Genomic DNA, 18,924 nt, shown 5'->3' on the forward strand with positions numbered 1-18,924 from the left:
ATAAAGTTTGTCATTAGGAATCTCTGCTGTCGAAAATAAAACTAAGCTTAAACTCCGTTGGAAAGACAAAAGAACTGTTGAAGATTATATGAAAATAGTAACTAAAAATATCAATATTCAAAACGAAATTTTCACTCTCACCAATCAGCGTGCATTGTTTTGGAAAAAAGAAAAAGCTTTGATTTTCTCGGATTTACATATCGGTAAAACAGCACATTTTCGCAAAAACGGAATTGCTTTGGCGAACCATATTATGAAAAATGATTTGGAAAGATTATCAATTTTGATTGAATACTTTCAGCCTGAAAAATTTATTATTGTCGGAGATTTGCTTCACGCCGGAGATAATGTTGATGTTGATGAATTCTGTATATGGAAAAATCAATATTCAGATATTAAATTCTGTTTGGTAGAAGGCAATCACGACAGGATTTCAAAAACTTTAGAGAAAAAATTATGTTTAGATTCAAGATCTGATTCGTTAGAAATTGATGATATTTCATTTGTTCACGATTTCGATAAAACAAATTCAAAATTTCAGATTACCGGACATATTCATCCGGGTTTTATGATTAATTCGCCTGTAAAAAGAATAAAGCTTCCTTGTTTTGTAGTAACAGAAAATCAGTTGTTGCTTCCGGCATTCAGTGAATTTACAGGTCTGGATACAAAAAATCTTCCTAAAAAAGGAAGATTCTATGTTTTTACAGATGCTGAAATTTATGAGATATAATAATCTTTATAATTGATCAAACCATTTGTAAATATCGGTATCTGAAGAGATTTTGAGTTTTTTTCTTAATCTGTTTTTCCTGTTCTGAATTGCTTTTGGAGTCACAAATGTATAGGTAGCAATTTCTTTTGTACTCAATCTCAACTTGAGATAAATACAAAAAATAATTTCAGAATTTTGCAGCTTTCCATTAACGTTGGAAAGGTTCTCAAAAAAATCAGGGTATGCAGATTTAAATTTACTTAAAAGGCGCGGTGAATTTTGTTTTGCAAGTCTGATGATTTCTTCATCAACCAAAATTTTCGCGTTGTAGTGTTCTGCATTAAAGTCTTGTGTGTTTTCTCTATTTCTATTCATTATTTAGCAGAATTTTTCTCTATCATTATCAAAGTTATAGGAAAAGCTTTGATCTGATTAACGTTCTTATTATTAGTTTTTTTCAATTTGTTTATAGGTTCGGAATCTGATTATTTTAACCGAAATAACTTCTAAATGGCTATTAATTGTAGGAAATCTTTCATCCTTCAAAATTCGTGATTCAAATGTATCAGAATTTTCATATTTCTTTTTATGATTCTAATCAACAAACCGATTTATATTTCAGGATTATTAATTTGAATTTGAGCAGTAATATTCGCTTAAAAATTTATTTTCAAAAAGTATTCCATTTTTTAATGTTTAATGTGGTACCTGTGTGGTAGGCAAATAATTCACTTTTGTATAAAATTACTCTTTCTTTACAAGTCTAAAAATGTGGACATTATTATGTTTCCCAGCATAGCAATTAAATTTTTAGATAGAATTAATCCCTATAATATGATAAATGAAGATATATTATTTTCTTTTGGAGCAGATTTAAAAACTTATGACCCTGATGATTTTATTTTTTCTGAAGGTGAAGTTCCAGGCTTCTTTTTCCTGATTTCCAAAGGAAAAGTGAAATTAAATAATTATAATGAAGGAGGTAAAGAGTTTATTCAAGGCATACTTTCACAAGGTCACAGTATTGGCTTATCGTCACTTTTTACAGAAAAAACATATCCATTAAATGCTGTTGCAGTAGAAGAATCTGAAGTTATAAGATTACCTAAAGCTCAATATTTGCAGTTTTTGCAAAAGCATCCTGAAAATTATTTTAAAAATATACAGTTCCTTTCCGAGCATATGCATTACAAGTTTTTGATGATGCAGAGTATGGCTTTTCAAAAACCTGGTCAGAAACTTTTAACCTTAATGAATTATCTTAAAGATCATCATCATGACCAGTCGCAATATGCTCTGCAGATTCTTTTAACCAGACAACAGCTCGCCTCACTTACCGGTTTGAGCGTAGAAACTGTGATCAGGGTAATAAAAAGCATGGAGAAAGAAGAAATTTTAAAAATCAAAAACAGAAAGATTTTTTATTAATTTCTACAATGTTATTCTTTATCTGAGTTATTTTATTTTAGAATCAAAAGTTTATTAATCTCACTTTTAAAACATCCTAAAATAAATTCTGTATAATATTGTTGAGCTCCCAAAGCCTGTGTTTTGGGATGAAGTTCGAGTTTTTTAGATAAAATGATTTCACCTTTATATGCAAAAGAATAGTATGAAAATATTTTATAAGTTGAACTTCTCATTGGGTTGGCATAACCTGTAACTGCTATAGACCAATCGGTTTCGAATAGTTTTGCTACACTGAGTGCCATTGTTTCTGCAATCTCTTCAGAAACACAATCGCACAAGTTTCCTTCGGCATAATCTACATTTAGAAGTTTAACTTTTTGATCTAATGTATAAGCCGTAATTCCGCCTTTATAGAACATTGATGCATTTGGCATTTGTGAAAAAGCAAGCTGAAAAAGCCCGGAAGTTACACTTTCAGCAATAGAAATTGTTTCATTGGTCGCAATTAATGCATCGCTGATATAATTGAGTAAGTTTTGTTGAAATTCCATAAGATTTGTTTTAATGAAGTTGTAAAATATTCATGTGTTTTTCAAAGTAATGGAGATCATCAGTTTTTTAAATATAGCGTAAAAAGGCTTAATAAATCTGCCAATTCTATAGCGTTCTAAAGATTACCTCTTCCTCCACAAAAGAGGTAATCATGAAAGTAAATTATGAATAAAAAACTGATGTTACAGTTTAAATCTGAGATTTACAAACTGTAATTCTAAACCTTATTGGGTAAAATATAATGTTTCTGTTTTCATATTATTAATTTAGGTGGTTGGTGTTGAGATTGTGGTTTTTATGATAAAATATAACAAATATACTTCGCTCAGTATTTATCAATTTATGATTTGAGTCATGTCATTTTTTTTAATAATATATTTTGCGGTCTTCAATTTTCAGCAGATTTTCTTTTTCCATTTTTTTGATAGTTCTGATAATTGTTTCTACACGTAAACCGGTAAGGTCGGCAATTTGTTGTCTTGTAAGCTTTATATTAAATGAATGCTGATCTTCACAATCGGTATAGCTTCTCAGATAATTGAAAAGACCAAGAATTCTTGCAGAAGGCTGTTGTGACACCATATCATGAATCATTTTCATTTTGAAATAAAGGCGGTGCGATAAACAGGCATTTATTTCCAAGGAAACATGAGGATGTTCTTTTACCAGATTAATGAAATTTTTTCTTGGTAATATGATAACTGTTGTAGGCTTTAAAGCGTAAGCATTGACCGTATATTTTTTGTCTATAAACAGATGTGCATCTCCAAAACTTTGTCCTTTCCCTAAAATATTATGGATGAATTCTTTTCCCTCTTCATTAAAATTATTCACTTTTACAATACCTTCTGTTACTTGGTAGTAAAAATTCGGCGATTCGCCTTCTCTAAAAATAAGCTCTTTTTCTTTGTAAGTTTTAATTTCAGCGCTGTAAGATGTGAGCAATTGCTCATCAATCTTCATGCAACTTATTGTTTTCATGGTATAAAAATTTTATCATTTAATTTTATCATTTGGGATCAGTAGTAAGTTGTACTGTCGGAATTTTTTCAACACATATTTTGTGCCATAATTTATTTAAAATGGAGCTTTTTAGAAAGGTTTTTATTTATTTCAAAACACATTTTCGGATTTTGCTGTAATAAACTGATAAATAAGCTTTTTTTTAAACTCAAAACTTCACAGGAATTGATAGCTACTGCATTCATAGGATATTGATGATCTATAAAAAGAAAAGACTCACCAAGGCACTCTCCTGCTTCCAAACGATTCTGAATGTATTCTTTACCAGATTCATCATAATTATTCATTTTTACACTTCCGGAAACAATCTGGAAATAATACTGGGCAGATTCGCCTTCTGTGAAAATATTTTCTGAAGCCAGATAGTTTTTGCTGATAGCTCCTGCGGATTCCAGGATTTTTTGGTGAATTACCATAATTTCTAATATTACAATGAATTGTGATGGTAATCTTCACAAAAGATATAAGTAAATATTAGTGGTAACAAGGTTTAAGCGGATGATGAGCTACGATTAAAGAGAATGTCAATACTTAAATATTTTACTGATTTTCAGTATTTAATATTTTTAAATAGAGAAATCTTTCACAATTTTTAGTTTGTGAATAGTAATAGTTTATTATAAAATTGAATAAGTGTAAACTATCAACTTTACCCAAATATACGATAAATTAAATTATATCTTTATGATTTCAATCATAAATTTTACTTAATGCTGCTTGATTTTTATTAATAATGTTCTTTTTAATTTATTTTATAGGAAAGTTGAATTTTTTTTTGAAGATTTTATATTTTTGGTTAGGTTTTTGAAGCGACCAATAATCATAGAATTTTTTATTCTATAATACACCACAATTACAAAATATATCATTATGTCAACAGAAAATTTGAATTACGCAGAAGCGGCGAAAAAAATTAAAGAACTTTCAGAAAAAGCAAAAATTTGTATGTTTTGCACCAATCTTGAAAGCTTACCTATCAATACCCGACCGATGGGTCTTCAGGAAACAGATGAAAGCGGAAATCTATGGTTCATCAGCAGTGAAGCCAGCAACAAAAATTTTGAGATAAAAGATGACAAAAGAGTGCAACTTTTATTTATGAATAACTCAGATTCAGAATATCTTTCTATATTTGGTGATGCTGTGATTTATAAAGATAGATCAACTATTGAAGAAAAATGGTCAGCAATGGCAAATGCTTGGTTTGATGGAAAAGATGATCCGAATGTTTCGATCATCCGTGTAACACCGAAGGATACTTATTATTGGGATACTAAAGCAGGAAAACTAGTGAGTTTACTCACCTTTGTAGCTGCTGCAGTTACCGGAAATAAAACCGATAATTCTGACGGTGTAGAAGGTAATGCTACAGTTTAATTTTTAAAATCTAATTCCTTACTTTAAAAACTATAAGATCATGATATTCGAAGATGACCCGCACGCTGTTGTTCATGAAACGAATAATAAGCCTTTGAGCAATTTTGCAATGATTACTCAGGTAATTCAATTCAGTGGAGATAAGTCTTTCATCTTAAATTCTCTGCAGAAGATAAAAAACAGCACTATTTGCGAAATAAAAAGAAAAGTGATTGATAAATTTATTCATGAATATACTGTCAACTTTACAGGATATGTTGAGAACGACAGTTATCATCTTCATTCTGATGGTTATCAGTTGTCACCTTCTTATGCGAAACAATCTTATGAAAAAGTTTTAAGGGAACAGGAATACCTAAATAGAATAATCACCACACTCAACAACGATTAGTTGTTTGGTGTGGTGATTATATTTTCATCTTAAACTAAAGATTATTTATCGGTAACAAAATTCTTTTTTGCCAGTTCTTTTCTCACACGGCTTAAGCTTTCAGGAGTAATTCCCAGATAAGAAGCGATCATCCATTGCGGAACTCTCAGTAAAAGATCTGGATACATTTTGATGAATTTTAAATAGCGTTCTTCCGCTGTTTCTCCCAACAAAGAATTGATTCTATCCTGCAAACTTTTTACATGTTTCTGAATAATCAAATCATTTTTTTCAATCGTATTGGGGAATTCTTCCAAAAGTTTGCTAAAAAAATCCGGCTGCAAAAATAATACTTCAGAATCTTCCACAGCTTCAATATAGTATCGGGATTTTTCATTAAAATAAAGACTGCTTCGGTCACCAATCAGCCAATTTTCAGGAGCAAACTGTATCACGTGCTCTTTCCCGTTTTTATCGATAGAATACATTCTTAGAAGTCCTTTTTCAACAAAAAAAGTATTTCGACACACTTGGCCTTCTTGTAAAAGCATTTCGTGCTTCCCTACTTTTTTCATTTCATACTGAATGCTGCATAAATTTACTTTTTCAGCAGGAACTTCAAAAACTTTTGCTAAATATTCGTTTATATTGCTCATACAATCTGGCTTAAAGAAATATCCTGATGTGATGCGTTGTTGATGGCTTTTCCATCTTCTATAACAATCAATTGCGGGCTTTCGTGACGAATCCCAAAATCTTCAGCAATCTTGTTAGAAATCGGTCTGAATGCCAAAAGATCCAGGAAATAAAAACTTACATTTTGTTCGTCTGAATTTTCTATTTCTTTTTCAAAATTTTTCAAAACCGTTTTACTGATAAAACAGCTTGTAGAATGTTTGAAGACCGCTACTCTATTTTCGTAAGATTGCTTGATTGCTTTTTCTAAATCTTCTTCAGACTTTATCGTTTTCCAGAAAGATTTTGTTTCTCCCTGTTCCTGTTTTCCGCCAAATATTTTATCTAAAAAACTCATACATTAAATTGTTTTAAATGGTGATTGAGATGTTTATATTCCATAAATCCCCAATCTTTCTCTTTCATTTCACCAAAAAGCTCATGACGATTTGGCAAAACATGGTTTTTGTAAGCAAGATAATACTCGTCTAACCTTTTTAAAAGATTGTTTCTTGCTTCTTCAAAGTTACATTCAAAATTAACGATTACTTTTTTAAAAGTAGGCATATTTCTGGGAATTCCGTTATTGAAAATTTGCATTTCCCTTTTCACAAAAATCCCAATCGATTTGAATAGAAAATTAATAGGTGGAAGAGTGATTTTCTTTAAGGCAATCTGTAAGATCAAGTCGCAATGAACCAGCATTTGTGAAACATTCATGTTTCCCCATTTTCTCTCAGAAGTTTCTGAAAGCTGAGCAATTCGCTGCTTTATTTCATTAAAATTACTCTCATTATGAAGACTTTTCACGACCAGTTTTTTTCTTTCCTAAGATTTTCAATATGTGCAAAATGATGATTGCAGTGCCAAACATAATTCGCAAGGTAAACTCTCAGATTATAACTTTCATTGTGTTCAGGATGATGAAAAGTTCTTTCAAACTGTTTATTGGTCATGGCTTTTAATAGAACAGTCCATCTTTGATGAGTTCCTTTTATAATTCTCATCGCAGGTTTTATCGGCATATTCACACTATCCTGAAGTTCTGCAAATTTTGCTTCGTCGTAAGGTTTTATGGTGGGATTTTCTTCCGTAAGCGCCAATTTTAAACGGATAAGACTATTCATGTGACTGTCTGCAATATGATTGATAAGCTGTCTTACTGTCCAACCTCCTTCTCTGTATTGTGTATCTAATTGGTCATCGCTAAAATCTTCAATAAGGTTTTTTAATTTGTTTGGAAAATCTTTGATGACTTTAATATATTCATTGAGTTTAATGTCGCAGATATTTTCAGGAATTTCAAAGCGACCGATCGGGAATCTTTTCTGTTCTAAATTGTCCATTTTTAATGATAAATATTTAATATTTTGATCAATATTACTGCGTTGTTTATTGTTTAAAACAATATAATACTAACTTAAAAATTAGTTATTGAAAATTAAAAAAAATCTTCTAAGATAAGCTCCGTCAGTGAGAAATATTTAAAATATTAATAACCATGCAGATTAATATCCTCTGTTCTTTGCAAAGTTACTTTCTTCCCCATTTTCTTTTGAATCACTCTGAAATGTTGCAATTCATCATCAGTTAAAATTGAAATGGCAGTTCCTTTTTCTCCCGCACGGCCGGTTCTACCAATACGGTGAATATAATCTAAAGGCGAACGTGGCAATTCGTAATTGATTACACAAGGTAAAGATTCGATGTGAATTCCACGACCGATCAAGTCTGTAGCAACCAAAATTTGAGCTCCGTTTACTTTAAATTCTTCCAAATTATTTCTACGTGCACCTTGCGACTTTTGACTGTGGATTGCAACGGCTTTTATTTTATTTTTCTTTAATTTTTCAACCAAATTATCAGCAGATCTTGTAGAAGAAACGAATATTAAAGCTTTCTCAACCTTCTTTTCTTTAATTAAATATCTTAAGAATGGACCTTTATTTTCAGGAGAAACATGATAAGCCAACTGTTCAATATTATCAATTTCTACTTCCTCTTTTTTTATTTCAATAATGGTAGGATTGATTGATAAACGTTCTTTCATTTCAGCAACTTTATCATTTAAAGTCGCTGAAAACAGAGTCGTTTGTTTTGCAACGGGCATCATGGCAAAAAGTTTATCCATTTCTTCGCCAAAACCTAACTGAAACATTTTATCTGCTTCATCGATCACCAAATGCTGTATTCCGGAAATACTTAAAGCATTATGATCAATTAAATCTAACAAACGACCAGGCGTTGCAATAAGAATTTCTACACCAAACATTCCTTTCATCTGCGGATTGATAGAAACACCGCCATAAACTGCCATTGTACGGACTTCACGTTTCAAATTGTCTGTAAACGCTCTGAAAACCTCATCAATCTGAATGGCCAATTCTCTTGTAGGAACCAATATTAAAACCTGTACATTACGATCTTTTTTAACCTCCGCATTTTGTAACTTTTCCAAAATCGGCATCACAAAACAAGCTGTTTTTCCGGAACCTGTCTGTGCAATTCCCATCAAATCTTTTCCCTGCAAAATAACGGGTACAGCTTGCTCCTGAATTGGAAAAGGCTTCAGATAACCCAATTTTTTAACAGAATGAATGATATTGTGTGATAGACCTAAAGATTCGAATGACATATAGTAATTATTTAATGCAAAGATAAACTATTACAGTTTGTTTTTTCTTTCTAAATGCCTTTCAGATTGCAATTTTATTTTTTAAAATGCCGTTTTGTCAGATAATCATGTTTTGGACAAATTTTTGAATGCTAACTTTCATCAATTAATAAGAAATTAGAAAGCTATATATGAAAAAAGCATTAATAATAGTAGACGTACAAAACGATTTTTGTGAAGGTGGAGCTTTGGCTGTTCCAGGAGCAAACGAAGTGATTCCCTACATCAATCTTCTGATGGAAGAAAACCAATACGATCAAATTATTCTTACCCAAGATTGGCATCCTGCAAATCACAAAAGTTTTGCAAGCAATAACAACAGAAAAATTGGTGAAAGCATTATCTTAAATGGTGTTCCGCAGTTTATGTGGCCAGATCATTGTGTAGAAAATACTTTTGGTGCAGAATTTCATAAAGATTTGAACAGAGAAAAAGTAACTCACATTATTCAGAAAGGAAAAAATACTGAGATTGATGCTTATAGTGGTTTTCAGGATAACAATCACTTTATGAAAACCGGATTAGATGATTTCTTGAAATATAATGAAATTCAATTGGTAGAAATTGTAGGTTTAGCACTAGATTACTGTGTGAAATTTACTTGTACCGATGCTGCTGCCAATGGATACATTACCTGTCTTCACTTCAACGGAACCCGTGCTGTTAATGTAAAACCAGATAACGGTAAAGATGCAATTTTTGAAATGTTGCAGAAAGGGGTAACAATTTTGGGATAGTTTTTTGAATAAACATAAATTTCAATTTTGTAATTTGTTTTAAGCTTAATATTCAGTTTGTCATTCTGAATGGAACAAAGTGAAATGAAGAATCTCTTTAATCTAAATAATAGATTCTTCCTTCGTCAGAATGACAAACTTTGAAAATAAAAAAAGACGTTGAATTTTTTCAACGTCTTTATATTTTAAGTTAAAACCCGAAACTTTTAATCTCGTATCTCGACTAAAGCATTTTAAGATTATTAACCTCTTGCTCTGTAAGGATTCTCCAGTGTCCTCTTTTGATGTTTTTCTTAGTCATTCCTGCAAACATTACTCTGTCTAGAGCTTCCACTTCATATCCTAATCTTTGGAAAATTCTTCTGATGACACGGTTCCAACCGATATGAATTTCGATTCCGATTTCATTTTTAGGTTTTCCTTCGATAAATGAAATCTGATCAACCTCTGCAATACCTTCATCCAAACGAATTCCTTCAGCAATAAGTTTCATATCTTCATTCGTTAGTTTTTTATCTAACGTTACATGATAAATTTTCTTAGCATCAAAAGATGGATGCGTCAATTTTTTCGTCATGTGTCCGTCATTTGTCAAAAGAATAACTCCGGTTGTAGAACGGTCTAATCTTCCTACCGGGAAAACTCTGTATGGAGAAGCATTCGCAACCAAATCCATTACCGTTTTTCTTGCTTTGTCGTCTTTTGTAGTAGAGATATAACCTTTTGGCTTATTCAATAATACATAAACAGGCTTTTCAGGAGTAATGTTTTGTCCGTCGAAAACTACTTTGTCAGTTTTTTCAACTTGGTAACCCATTTCAGTCACTACTTTCCCATTTACTTCTACCAAACCTTGAGTAATTAACTCATCAGCTTCTCTCCTACTGCAAATTCCTGAATTGGCGATATATTTGTTTAGACGAATAGTATCCTTATGAACGTCTTGTTCTACTTTTTTGAATCTTCTTTTCTGTACAAAAGATTTTGCTTTGTCTTGATCTCTTTCGTTACCTTCAGTTCCGGGTCTTCTTCCATATTTCAGGCTGCCTCTTTCGTATTTATCTCTAACGTCAAAACTACCGGGTCTGCTACCACCTCTACTTGGAGTTGATTTACTGAAAGGCTTCTTGTCTTCACCTTGGCTGGTAATAAAAGGTTCTTGTTCAGTTTTTGAATATTTCTTATTCATTCGAGCCTGATAACTGGTATCATCACTTCTTTTGGAATCAGAATTTCTTTCTCCTGCTTTAGGGAATGACTTTTTGAAAGGTTTTGATCCGGAATCTCCAGATTTAAGAGAACGAGGACTGTCTGAATTTCTAGTTGAAGATCTAGGTTTTTTAGGTCTCCCTGAATTATTATTGTCTCTGCTCATTCTAAATATTTTTGCAAAGATAGTAATTTAGTTACGAGTTAGAAATTAAGAATCATAACTTTGTAGCTTAGTATAGCTTTAATTATAAAAAAATCATACGATGATTACCTTATTAGACGAAAATTTTTCGCAACTCAATCAATTTCTGACCGAAAAATCATTCAGTAAAATTTTTATTTTAGTGGATGAAAATACTCATGAATATTGTCTTCCTATATTTTTAGGTAATTTAGAAACCGATATTTCTTTTGAAATTCTGGAGATTGAAGCGGGTGAAGAGATGAAAAACATTCAAACCGCCAATCAGCTTTGGGAAATTCTTACAGAAATGAAAGCCGACCGAAAAGCTTTAATGATCAATCTTGGTGGCGGTGTGATTACCGATATGGGAGGTTTTGTAGCGTCAACTTATAAAAGAGGAATTCAGTTTATCAATATTCCCACTACTCTTCTTTCGATGTGTGATGCATCTATCGGTGGTAAAACAGGAATTGACCTGATGCATTATAAAAATATGGTAGGAACATTTTCGTTTCCTGAACAAATATATGCTTACACCCGATTTTTAGATACCTTTCCCGCAAAAGAACTGAAAAGCGGATTTGCTGAAATGCTAAAACACGGGCTAATTGCTGATAAAAAGCACTGGGAAGCTTTAATAAAGCTGCAACATTTAGATCCTACAGGAATTGAGCCTCTCATTCCGCAGTCAATGGAAATTAAGCAGGAAGTTGTGAATGCAGATTTTCATGAGAAAAATGTGAGAAAAACTTTAAACTTCGGTCATACCATCGGTCATGCTATCGAAAGTTTATGTCTGCAGAGCGAAAATCCTATTCTTCACGGTGAAGCGGTTGCTTTGGGGATGATTTGCGAAAGCCATCTTTCTTATCTTGAAGGTTTAATTTCTAAAGAAGATGCAGATTTAATTATAGAAAATATTCAGAGATATTTCAGCTTTATTGATTTGGGTGATTTTAAAGATGAAGATATTTTCAATTTATTATTGAATGATAAGAAAAATACAGATGCAAAAATAAATTTTTCTTTGCTTTCGGGGATTGGTTCTTGTATTTATGACCACGAATGCAGCACAGAAAATATTCAAAAATCAATTAATTATTACAAAAATCTGAGTGAATTTTAAGGTTTAAACTAAATTTTTAGATTTAAATTCAAATAACTATTATTTATAACATATAAATTAATTGAAATTTAATTACTTAACAATCATGTTGTTATGATATAAGCCATTTACTATTGTGAATGGTTTTTTTATGTTTTTACTTTTCTGTGAGTTTTGGCAAACAATTTGAAAGATACGTCTCGTCAAACTGAAAAAGTTTGGCAGTAAAATTTAAAATTAGAATTAGTAAAATATTAAAAAATTTAAGTTATGAAAAAGTTAATTTTAGGAATCGCAGTTTTGTCAACATCTTTGGCATTTGCTCAGACTACAACGACCACTACTACAACTAGAACGACATCGTCTTCAGATGTAAGATTTGGTATCAAGGCAGGTATGAACGTTTCTTCATTATCAAAAGATGGAGCATTAGAAGATCAAGGATCAAAAATTGGTTTTAATGCAGGTGTATTTGCAACGATTCCAGTAGCAGAATCATTTAGCATTCAACCAGAGGTTCTATATACACAATATGGTGACAAATATGATGAAGTTGTTTTAGGAAACAGATATTCTAGAGCTAGACATTTAGATTATGTTGCGGTTCCGGTAATGTTCCAATATAACTTCGTTCCTAACTTCTATGTTGAAGCAGGTCCAGAATTCGGACTATTAGTTAATGCTAAGAATAAATTTAAAAATGAAACAAATAATGATGTAATTACTGAATCTGGTGATTATAAAGATGATTTAAATTCATTTAATTTAGGTATTGGTTTGGGTGCTGGTTATTATTTCACAGATAATATTGGTATTACAGCTAGATATGTTGCAGGTGTAACGGATATTGCTAAAGACAGACCAAGTAATTCTGATGCTGTAAGAAACAATACTTTCCAAGTAGGTTTAGCTTACAAATTCTAAGAAAAAGAAAAAATCTTATTTCAATAATAAAGGTCAGACTTACAATTAAGTCTGACCTTTTTTATATTTAGAAATTAATCTTAATTAAACAATTCTATTTCTTCTCCCTTTGCTACAGGATATTCTTCAGTGAAGCATCCGAAACAATGGTTTGAAGAACCTAGAATTTCTTTTAAATTATCAGTACTTAAAAATTCTAAAGAATCTACTCCTAAATAAACTCTAAGCTCTTCTGTCGTCATATTGGCAGAAATCAAATCATCTTTTGATGGGGTATCAATTCCCAAATAACAAGGTGCAATGATTGGCGGAGAAACACTTCTGAAGTGAATTTCCTTTACGCCTGCTTCTTTAAGAATTTTAACCAATCTCTTAGAAGTCGTTCCACGAACGATTGAATCGTCAATGATAACCACTCTTTTGTCTTTGATCTCAGAAATGATCGGGTTCAGTTTCAGATTAACGATTCTTTCTCTCATTTCCTGAGTTGGAACGATGAAACTTCTTCCAATATATCTGTTTTTAATCAAAACCGGGCGGAAAGGTATTCCTGAAGCTTTAGAAAAACCAATTGCAGCCGGAACTCCAGAATCAGGAACTCCAATAACGATATCAGCTTCTACAGGAGCCTGTTCCCAGATTTTCTCACCAGATTTTTCTCTGATCTCGTAAACGTTGATGTTTTCTAACGTAGAGTCAGGTCTTGCAAAATAAATGTATTCAAAAGAACAGATTCTCTGCTTCCCTCTCTCCTCATTTACCATGTAAGAATTTAATTTTCCAGGTTCGTTTTCATTGGTATAAATGATTTCGCCTGGCAAAACATCTCTTACATATTGAGCTCCAACAGCGTCTAAAGCAACAGACTCAGAAGCGACAACGTAAGAATTTTCGTTAATTGCTCCCAAAACTAAAGGTCTGATTCCGTTGAAATCTCTGAATGCAAAGAATTTATTTCTCGTCATTCCCACCACGGAATAAGCGCCTTCAATTTTCTCCATTGTTGCCTTAATAGCACCACGAAGTCCAAGGTCTAGATTTTTTTGGATTAATCTTAAAATAACCTCAGAATCTGAAGTCGCTCTGAAAACTACACCTTCAGCTTCCAGTTCATGCTTTAGTTCTTTCGCATTGGTTAAGTTACCATTGTGAGCGATAGAAAGTATAATCTGGTCATATTCGTTTTTGGCAAAAAATGGCTGGAAATTATATTTCTTTTTGTCTCCTGCAGTCGTATAACGGGTATGTCCGATTGCAGAATTTCCCATAAAAGTTTCAGGATTTTGAATCTCTTTATAAACATCCAAAACCAAACCTTCATCTTTCATGTTGGTGATTTTTCCGTCTTTAAGAACAGAAATACCACAAGCTTCCTGACCTCTGTGCTGAAGCGCAAAAAGCCCGAACTGAGAAAGAGAAAACGTATCCAGATCGTTATCAGAATACATTCCAAAGATTCCACACTCCTCGGTTGGAGCGTCCAGTCTTTCTTCTTCCTGCGTTCTGAAAAGATTTCTTCCGTAGGTTTGAGTTTCAAACTGTTTTAAATATTCACTTTTATGAATGTCTAAACTTTTCATTTCTATTTTTTCTAATCTAGAATTTATTTTGATAGATACTTTTATTAGATGCAAGTTTAAATATTATGTTAAATTGAAATTCCTTACATCTAAATTTTAATCTAAAATCTTATTTACCAAGAACAGTTTTCAATCTATTGTAGATCTCAACATAAGCTTCAGTAACTTCCCCAAGATCTCTTCTGAATCTGTCTTTGTCTAACTTCTTCATCGTGTCTTTATCCCAAAGTCTGCAAGTATCAGGAGAAATTTCGTCAGCAAGAATGATTTCGCCGTCTGAAGTTTTTCCTAATTCGATTTTGAAATCTACCAAGATGATATTCATTTTATCGAAAAGATCGATTAAAATTTCGTTGATGTCTGAAGTTAATTCATACATCTCATCAAGCTCTTCATACGTTGCTGCTCCTAAGAAAACAGCGTGGTGATCGTTGATAAGCGGATCTCCCAATTCGTCTTTTTTGTAGCAGATATCGAAGATGGTAACCGGAGATTTAATTCCTTCCTCAACTCCTAATCTCTGAGCCATACTTCCTGCAGAATAGTTTCTTACGACCATTTCCAAAGGAATAATTGATACTTTCTTTACCAATTGCTCTCTTTCGTCTAATTGTTTGATGAAATGAGTTTTAATTCCTTTTTCATTTAAATATTCAAAAATAAGAGTGGTGATCGCATTATTCATTTCACCTTTCAAATCTACAGATCCTCTTTTTTGAGCATTAAATGCAGTTGCATCGTCTTTGAAACGTACTACAACTTCGTCAGGATTTTCGGTTGCAAATACTTGTTTTGCTTTACCTTCATACAGCATTTCTAGCTTTTGACTCATAATTTTTACTTTTTTTTACTTTAGAAAACCTCGAATCAAAGGTTTTCAATTATAGTTAGATTTATATTACTTTTTACTTAATTAAAATTCCTGCTAAAACAGCGATTCCAAAACTTAACAATGTGCCAATTAGTACATATTCTGTTAATTTCCTCTGTTTTGCCTGTGCCAAGTCACTGAATCTGAAAACAGATTTTGCTGCAATCATAAAACCCACTCCTTCCCAATGATTGACAACAATAAAAGTGAAGACTAATAAACGTTCTAAAATCCCGATGTATTTTCCGGCACTTGATAATGAATCGCTTTGTAGATTATTTTCTTCTTCGGTTACGGGAGTCCATGATGATAATAATAGTTTAATGAAAATTGAAGCTGGCGATGTTAAAAACAAAGCTGCCATTAGAATTTTCAAAAATTCCTGATCTTTCAGAAATTCAAAATTAAACTCACCGCAATAAAGAGAAATTCCACCAATCACTGCTACATGAAGAGCCTGATCAATAAAAAACCATGTTTTTTTTGTTTGAATATTCTGAAAACTTAGTTTGCAGGCATCAATAATAAAATGAGTGATTCCCACTAAAACAGCTACCCACCAAAGTTTAAGATCCCAAAGGAAAATAAAACTTAAAACAGTATGAATAAGAATATGAAAATATAAGTATGCACTTTTCAGTTTACGGTTTTCTTTATCTGCAACCCAAGAATTTGGCTGAAGAATAAAATCTCCAAGTAAATGTGCCAATATGAGTTGAATAAAAATCATGTTTACAGTTCTGAAATTTTCTTTCTAAAATATTGATTGGTTTCTACGATAAGCTCGTAGTTTGCCCGTTTTAGTCTTTGGCTGATTGAAGATTGTGAAATTGCAAATTTCTTTGCCAAATCTTCCTGAGTAATGTCTTTGTTCATGATCATTTCGTGAATGATCTCGGAAGTTGCCATCGTCCAGTTATCAAAATCTTTGGATGCCCATTTTAATAAAATATTAAGATCGCGATCTATAGAATCATTAGAAGTTTTAATGGAAACCGTATCGCCATCACTCTTCAGGTCATTTAATAATCTACCAGAATTCACATAGGCTGAACCGTTGGATTCTGTGATTTTTTCAGATGAAAAATTCTCCAGCCCAATGCCAATTGCAATTCTTACGTCTAAATTTTCCTGACTTTTTATAAGAGATTTGATAGCTAGGAAATGCCAAAAGACATCATCGATATTACATTTAAACTGAAATTCGTCTCCTCTGTATATTTCCCATACTTGTGGAGCATTCCCCCAATTTTCTAGGAGATCTTTAAGTTTGGTAATCCAAACTTCAGTGTCTGCATGTTGCGAATTAATAATATCACCAGTGATGACCGCTATCATTCTGCAAATATAATCATTATTACTTATAAATAAAACTTATAAGCAAATTTACTTATAAGTTTTAAATATTAGCTTTTTTGCTTATATATTAATTCAGAACTTTACGACTATCACACATAGCAAAAGATACAATCGCATATATTACTTGTTTTAAAATTAGAATATCATTTTTAAATTAAGTACTGATTGTCAGCAATCTGTCTAATTGGAAATTTCTTATTGAGCTTTTGCTTATAAGTTTTCACAAAAAAAACTTCGCTCAGGTTGAACGAAGTCTTATGTTAAATTTAATCTCAATATTATTTTTTAATAAATTGATAAGCTTTGTCATCGAGTTTCAATAGATAAGAACCTGTTTTTAAATTTTGTACAGAAATATTTTTCTTGTTTTTAAACGGATTTTTCTCGATATAAATTAACTGTCCCGAATAATCTACAATTTGAGCAGTCTGAATTTTTTCAGTTTTTCCTCTTATAAAAATATTATCATGAACTGGGTTTGGGTAGATTTTAAATTCGGTTTCAGTTAATAATTCGGTTTCAGAAGTAGATAATGTTCCTAAATTCTGACAGTAATTGCTTGCATAAGAATCCCATTCGCTGATATTAAAAGTTGAAGTAGGCTCTGTAACAATATCCTTTCTATAAAGCGAAACATTTGCGTTAGTGTTGCTTGTAAATTTACTACCTATAACATCTACTATTGTTGAATTGTAAGCTAATTCAACATATTGAGTTCCGCTGAAACTTAAGGCTTCACCCGCAGTAAGAAATAATGCGTCATTGTTTGTTGTGCATTGTAATGCAGCTTTTGGATTGAGGATAACAAAACTTTTATTGTTAGGTATTTTTCCCTCAAGCTCAAAACTACCTGTAAAATAATAAGAACCAGTTATACTATTGTAATATTGAGTTCTTATGCTATAATTATTTAAATTAACTTCATGGCCGGTTTTATTTATGATTTCCAAAGCTTTATTATTATCTGTTCCTTCAATGTATTTTGTAATTAAAAGTTCTTTAAAATTTAAATCTGTTGCAAGAGTTGATACAGTTGCAATATTACTGTCTGTAGATTGTAGATAACCTTGGTCATAAGCCCTTACGGTAAACGAATAGGATGTTGCAGGGTTTAAATGATCAATAATAAGCGAAGTTGATTTTGTGGAGGTCAGAAAAGTCCCATTCTGATACACGTTATAGCCTATTACGTCACTACTTGCGCTTGGTGACCAGGTCAGATTTGTATAATAAGCTCCTGATTGGTTTGTGTTTACATTAGTAGGAGCCTGCGGAACAATAGTATCTGGAGTTTGTGTCCAAATTGTATTAACCCATTGAGGGTTATCAATAAAAGGATTTCTATTGTTCTGGATGGCATATATTGCATTGTTCCTATTGATCTCTCGTTGAGAAACAGGGTCTTGTGTATGCCATTGAATAAGCATTGAAATATAAGCGGGATCAAAAGCACGCTCTGCTGTACCATCAAATGGAGAGCGGTCTATCGCAGGATTGATATTGGTAGAATGGTTAAATACAGGTAATTTGTCTTCGTATCTAACCGCAAAATAAAGCAGCATTCTTGCAATGTCTCCTTTAAATTCATTAAGGGGCTCGTATACTCTATTGGTATATACGTAATTAGGAATAGCGCTATTGGCAATTTTAGATGTATTGCTAAAGGTGTGATGGATGGTAGAATTTCCAATGCCGTAAGGATAATTACTTCTTAATTGATTGATTCTTGCATCTGTAGGAATTACAAAATGTAAATCTGAATACATAGGGTAATTGCTATTAAATGTACTTTGTGGTACCGCATGCTCTCTGTTGTAGCCTAATCCTTCGGCTCCTGAGGTGCTGATAAGATTTGCAGAAGTATATTCGTAAGCGTCAGGCCCTGCAGGAATCTCAGAATACATATCTAGTAAAATTGTTGTATTGCTTGATCCGTGATCATAATATTGGTCTAAATCAGTTTGGTTGTAAAAGTTAGGCAAGTCACCATAGCCCCAATTTACATTTTTGATTGCAGTAATTTCATGCAGCTTAGTCTTCAAAGCATACCCAGTCAATCCTATTGTTCCATTATAATACCCTGATGGAATCTGGGCTGAAATAGAAGCGGATATTAAAAGTATAGGAAGTAGAAGTTTTTTCATGTCTAAAAAATT

Annotated in this window: 22 protein-coding genes; 7 read left to right on the forward strand and 15 right to left on the reverse strand. The window is 32.1% G+C overall.

What is annotated here, in order from left to right; translation table 11 throughout:
- The first annotated feature begins 7 nt into the window (after positions 1-7).
- Positions 8-733 carry a ligase-associated DNA damage response endonuclease PdeM gene (gene pdeM / locus B5X64_RS09270; RefSeq protein ID WP_228418823.1) on the forward strand — a complete coding sequence of 242 codons (726 nt, stop codon included), beginning with the start codon at positions 8-10 and terminating at the stop codon, positions 731-733.
- Between the two features lie 6 nt (positions 734-739).
- Here the strand turns inward: pdeM and B5X64_RS09275 are convergent, their stop codons facing one another.
- Positions 740-1,090, reverse strand: a complete 351-nt coding sequence (locus B5X64_RS09275; RefSeq protein ID WP_079464955.1) for a helix-turn-helix domain-containing protein — start codon at positions 1,088-1,090, stop codon at positions 740-742.
- Positions 1,091-1,498: 408 nt separating this feature from the next.
- Between B5X64_RS09275 and B5X64_RS09280 the strand changes: the two genes are divergently transcribed.
- The gene (locus B5X64_RS09280; protein WP_228418826.1) at positions 1,499-2,143 is read left to right on the forward strand and encodes a Crp/Fnr family transcriptional regulator; all 645 of its coding nucleotides are present in this window, start codon (positions 1,499-1,501) and stop codon (positions 2,141-2,143) included.
- 32 nt (positions 2,144-2,175) lie between these two features.
- On the opposite strand, the gene B5X64_RS09285 is transcribed toward B5X64_RS09280, so the two are convergent.
- The 3 genes from B5X64_RS09285 to B5X64_RS09295 all read right to left on the reverse strand — a co-directional run bounded on the left by B5X64_RS09285 (position 2,176) and on the right by B5X64_RS09295 (position 4,116).
- Entirely contained in the window at positions 2,176-2,676 is a 501-nt protein-coding gene (locus B5X64_RS09285) for a CinA family protein (RefSeq protein ID WP_079464956.1), read from the reverse strand.
- A 367-nt stretch (positions 2,677-3,043) separates the two neighbouring features.
- Positions 3,044-3,658 carry a Crp/Fnr family transcriptional regulator gene (locus tag B5X64_RS09290; RefSeq protein WP_228418829.1) on the reverse strand — a complete coding sequence of 205 codons (615 nt, stop codon included), beginning with the start codon at positions 3,656-3,658 and terminating at the stop codon, positions 3,044-3,046.
- Positions 3,659-3,750: 92 nt separating this feature from the next.
- The gene (locus tag B5X64_RS09295) at positions 3,751-4,116 is read right to left on the reverse strand and encodes a Crp/Fnr family transcriptional regulator (RefSeq protein ID WP_079464958.1); all 366 of its coding nucleotides are present in this window, start codon (positions 4,114-4,116) and stop codon (positions 3,751-3,753) included.
- Between the two features lie 454 nt (positions 4,117-4,570).
- Between B5X64_RS09295 and B5X64_RS09300 the strand changes: the two genes are divergently transcribed.
- Positions 4,571-5,077 (forward strand): pyridoxamine 5'-phosphate oxidase family protein, encoded by a 507-nt coding sequence (locus B5X64_RS09300; protein WP_079464959.1) that lies wholly within the window; start codon positions 4,571-4,573, stop codon positions 5,075-5,077.
- Between the two features lie 40 nt (positions 5,078-5,117).
- Positions 5,118-5,468: a hypothetical protein gene (locus B5X64_RS09305; RefSeq protein ID WP_079464960.1), complete on the forward strand. Its 351-nt coding sequence runs from the start codon at positions 5,118-5,120 to the stop codon at positions 5,466-5,468.
- A 41-nt stretch (positions 5,469-5,509) separates the two neighbouring features.
- On the opposite strand, the gene B5X64_RS09310 is transcribed toward B5X64_RS09305, so the two are convergent.
- The 5 genes from B5X64_RS09310 to B5X64_RS09330 all read right to left on the reverse strand — a co-directional run bounded on the left by B5X64_RS09310 (position 5,510) and on the right by B5X64_RS09330 (position 8,757).
- Complete coding sequence (locus tag B5X64_RS09310) at positions 5,510-6,103, reverse strand: Crp/Fnr family transcriptional regulator (protein ID WP_066676372.1); 594 nt, start codon at positions 6,101-6,103, stop codon at positions 5,510-5,512.
- Positions 6,100-6,480 carry a bacillithiol system redox-active protein YtxJ gene (ytxJ, locus tag B5X64_RS09315; protein ID WP_066676371.1) on the reverse strand — a complete coding sequence of 127 codons (381 nt, stop codon included), beginning with the start codon at positions 6,478-6,480 and terminating at the stop codon, positions 6,100-6,102. Before ytxJ ends, B5X64_RS09310 begins: the two co-directional genes overlap by 4 nt.
- A complete protein-coding gene (locus B5X64_RS09320) occupies positions 6,477-6,932 on the reverse strand; it encodes a DUF1569 domain-containing protein (RefSeq protein ID WP_228418831.1) in 456 nt (151 codons plus the stop codon). The genes ytxJ and B5X64_RS09320 overlap by 4 nt, the downstream gene beginning before the upstream one ends.
- Complete coding sequence (locus B5X64_RS09325; protein WP_079464961.1) at positions 6,929-7,468, reverse strand: YfiT family bacillithiol transferase; 540 nt, start codon at positions 7,466-7,468, stop codon at positions 6,929-6,931. The genes B5X64_RS09320 and B5X64_RS09325 overlap by 4 nt, the downstream gene beginning before the upstream one ends.
- Positions 7,469-7,614: 146 nt before the next feature.
- Complete coding sequence (locus B5X64_RS09330; protein WP_079464962.1) at positions 7,615-8,757, reverse strand: DEAD/DEAH box helicase; 1,143 nt, start codon at positions 8,755-8,757, stop codon at positions 7,615-7,617.
- Positions 8,758-8,927: 170 nt separating this feature from the next.
- Between B5X64_RS09330 and pncA the strand changes: the two genes are divergently transcribed.
- Positions 8,928-9,533, forward strand: a complete 606-nt coding sequence (gene pncA / locus B5X64_RS09335) for a bifunctional nicotinamidase/pyrazinamidase (protein ID WP_079464963.1) — start codon at positions 8,928-8,930, stop codon at positions 9,531-9,533.
- Positions 9,534-9,756: 223 nt separating this feature from the next.
- Here pncA and B5X64_RS09340 read toward each other — a convergent pair whose 3' ends face one another.
- Positions 9,757-10,722 (reverse strand): pseudouridine synthase, encoded by a 966-nt coding sequence (locus tag B5X64_RS09340; RefSeq protein ID WP_079465115.1) that lies wholly within the window; start codon positions 10,720-10,722, stop codon positions 9,757-9,759.
- A 286-nt stretch (positions 10,723-11,008) separates the two neighbouring features.
- Between B5X64_RS09340 and aroB the strand changes: the two genes are divergently transcribed.
- A complete protein-coding gene (gene aroB, locus B5X64_RS09345; RefSeq protein WP_079464964.1) occupies positions 11,009-12,055 on the forward strand; it encodes a 3-dehydroquinate synthase in 1,047 nt (348 codons plus the stop codon).
- Between the two features lie 249 nt (positions 12,056-12,304).
- Positions 12,305-12,958, forward strand: a complete 654-nt coding sequence (locus B5X64_RS09350) for a porin family protein (protein ID WP_079464965.1) — start codon at positions 12,305-12,307, stop codon at positions 12,956-12,958.
- Positions 12,959-13,038: 80 nt separating this feature from the next.
- Here the strand turns inward: B5X64_RS09350 and purF are convergent, their stop codons facing one another.
- From purF to B5X64_RS09375, 5 genes are all read right to left on the reverse strand, one after another.
- On the reverse strand, positions 13,039-14,538 hold the full coding sequence (gene purF / locus B5X64_RS09355; RefSeq protein ID WP_079464966.1) for an amidophosphoribosyltransferase: 1,500 nt from the start codon (positions 14,536-14,538) through the stop codon (positions 13,039-13,041).
- 109 nt (positions 14,539-14,647) lie between these two features.
- Entirely contained in the window at positions 14,648-15,370 is a 723-nt protein-coding gene (gene purC, locus B5X64_RS09360; protein WP_079464967.1) for a phosphoribosylaminoimidazolesuccinocarboxamide synthase, read from the reverse strand.
- A gap of 73 nt (positions 15,371-15,443) precedes the next feature.
- Positions 15,444-16,139 carry a DUF3307 domain-containing protein gene (locus B5X64_RS09365; protein WP_079464968.1) on the reverse strand — a complete coding sequence of 232 codons (696 nt, stop codon included), beginning with the start codon at positions 16,137-16,139 and terminating at the stop codon, positions 15,444-15,446.
- Positions 16,140-16,141: 2 nt separating this feature from the next.
- Positions 16,142-16,747, reverse strand: coding sequence for a SatD family protein (locus tag B5X64_RS09370; protein WP_079464969.1), 606 nt, complete (start codon positions 16,745-16,747; stop codon positions 16,142-16,144).
- A 299-nt stretch (positions 16,748-17,046) separates the two neighbouring features.
- Positions 17,047-18,912 carry an endonuclease gene (locus tag B5X64_RS09375; RefSeq protein WP_079464970.1) on the reverse strand — a complete coding sequence of 622 codons (1,866 nt, stop codon included), beginning with the start codon at positions 18,910-18,912 and terminating at the stop codon, positions 17,047-17,049.
- Positions 18,913-18,924 lie beyond the last annotated feature (12 nt).

The organism is Chryseobacterium balustinum (assembly GCF_900168205.1).
Lineage (GTDB): Bacteria > Bacteroidota > Bacteroidia > Flavobacteriales > Weeksellaceae > Chryseobacterium > Chryseobacterium balustinum.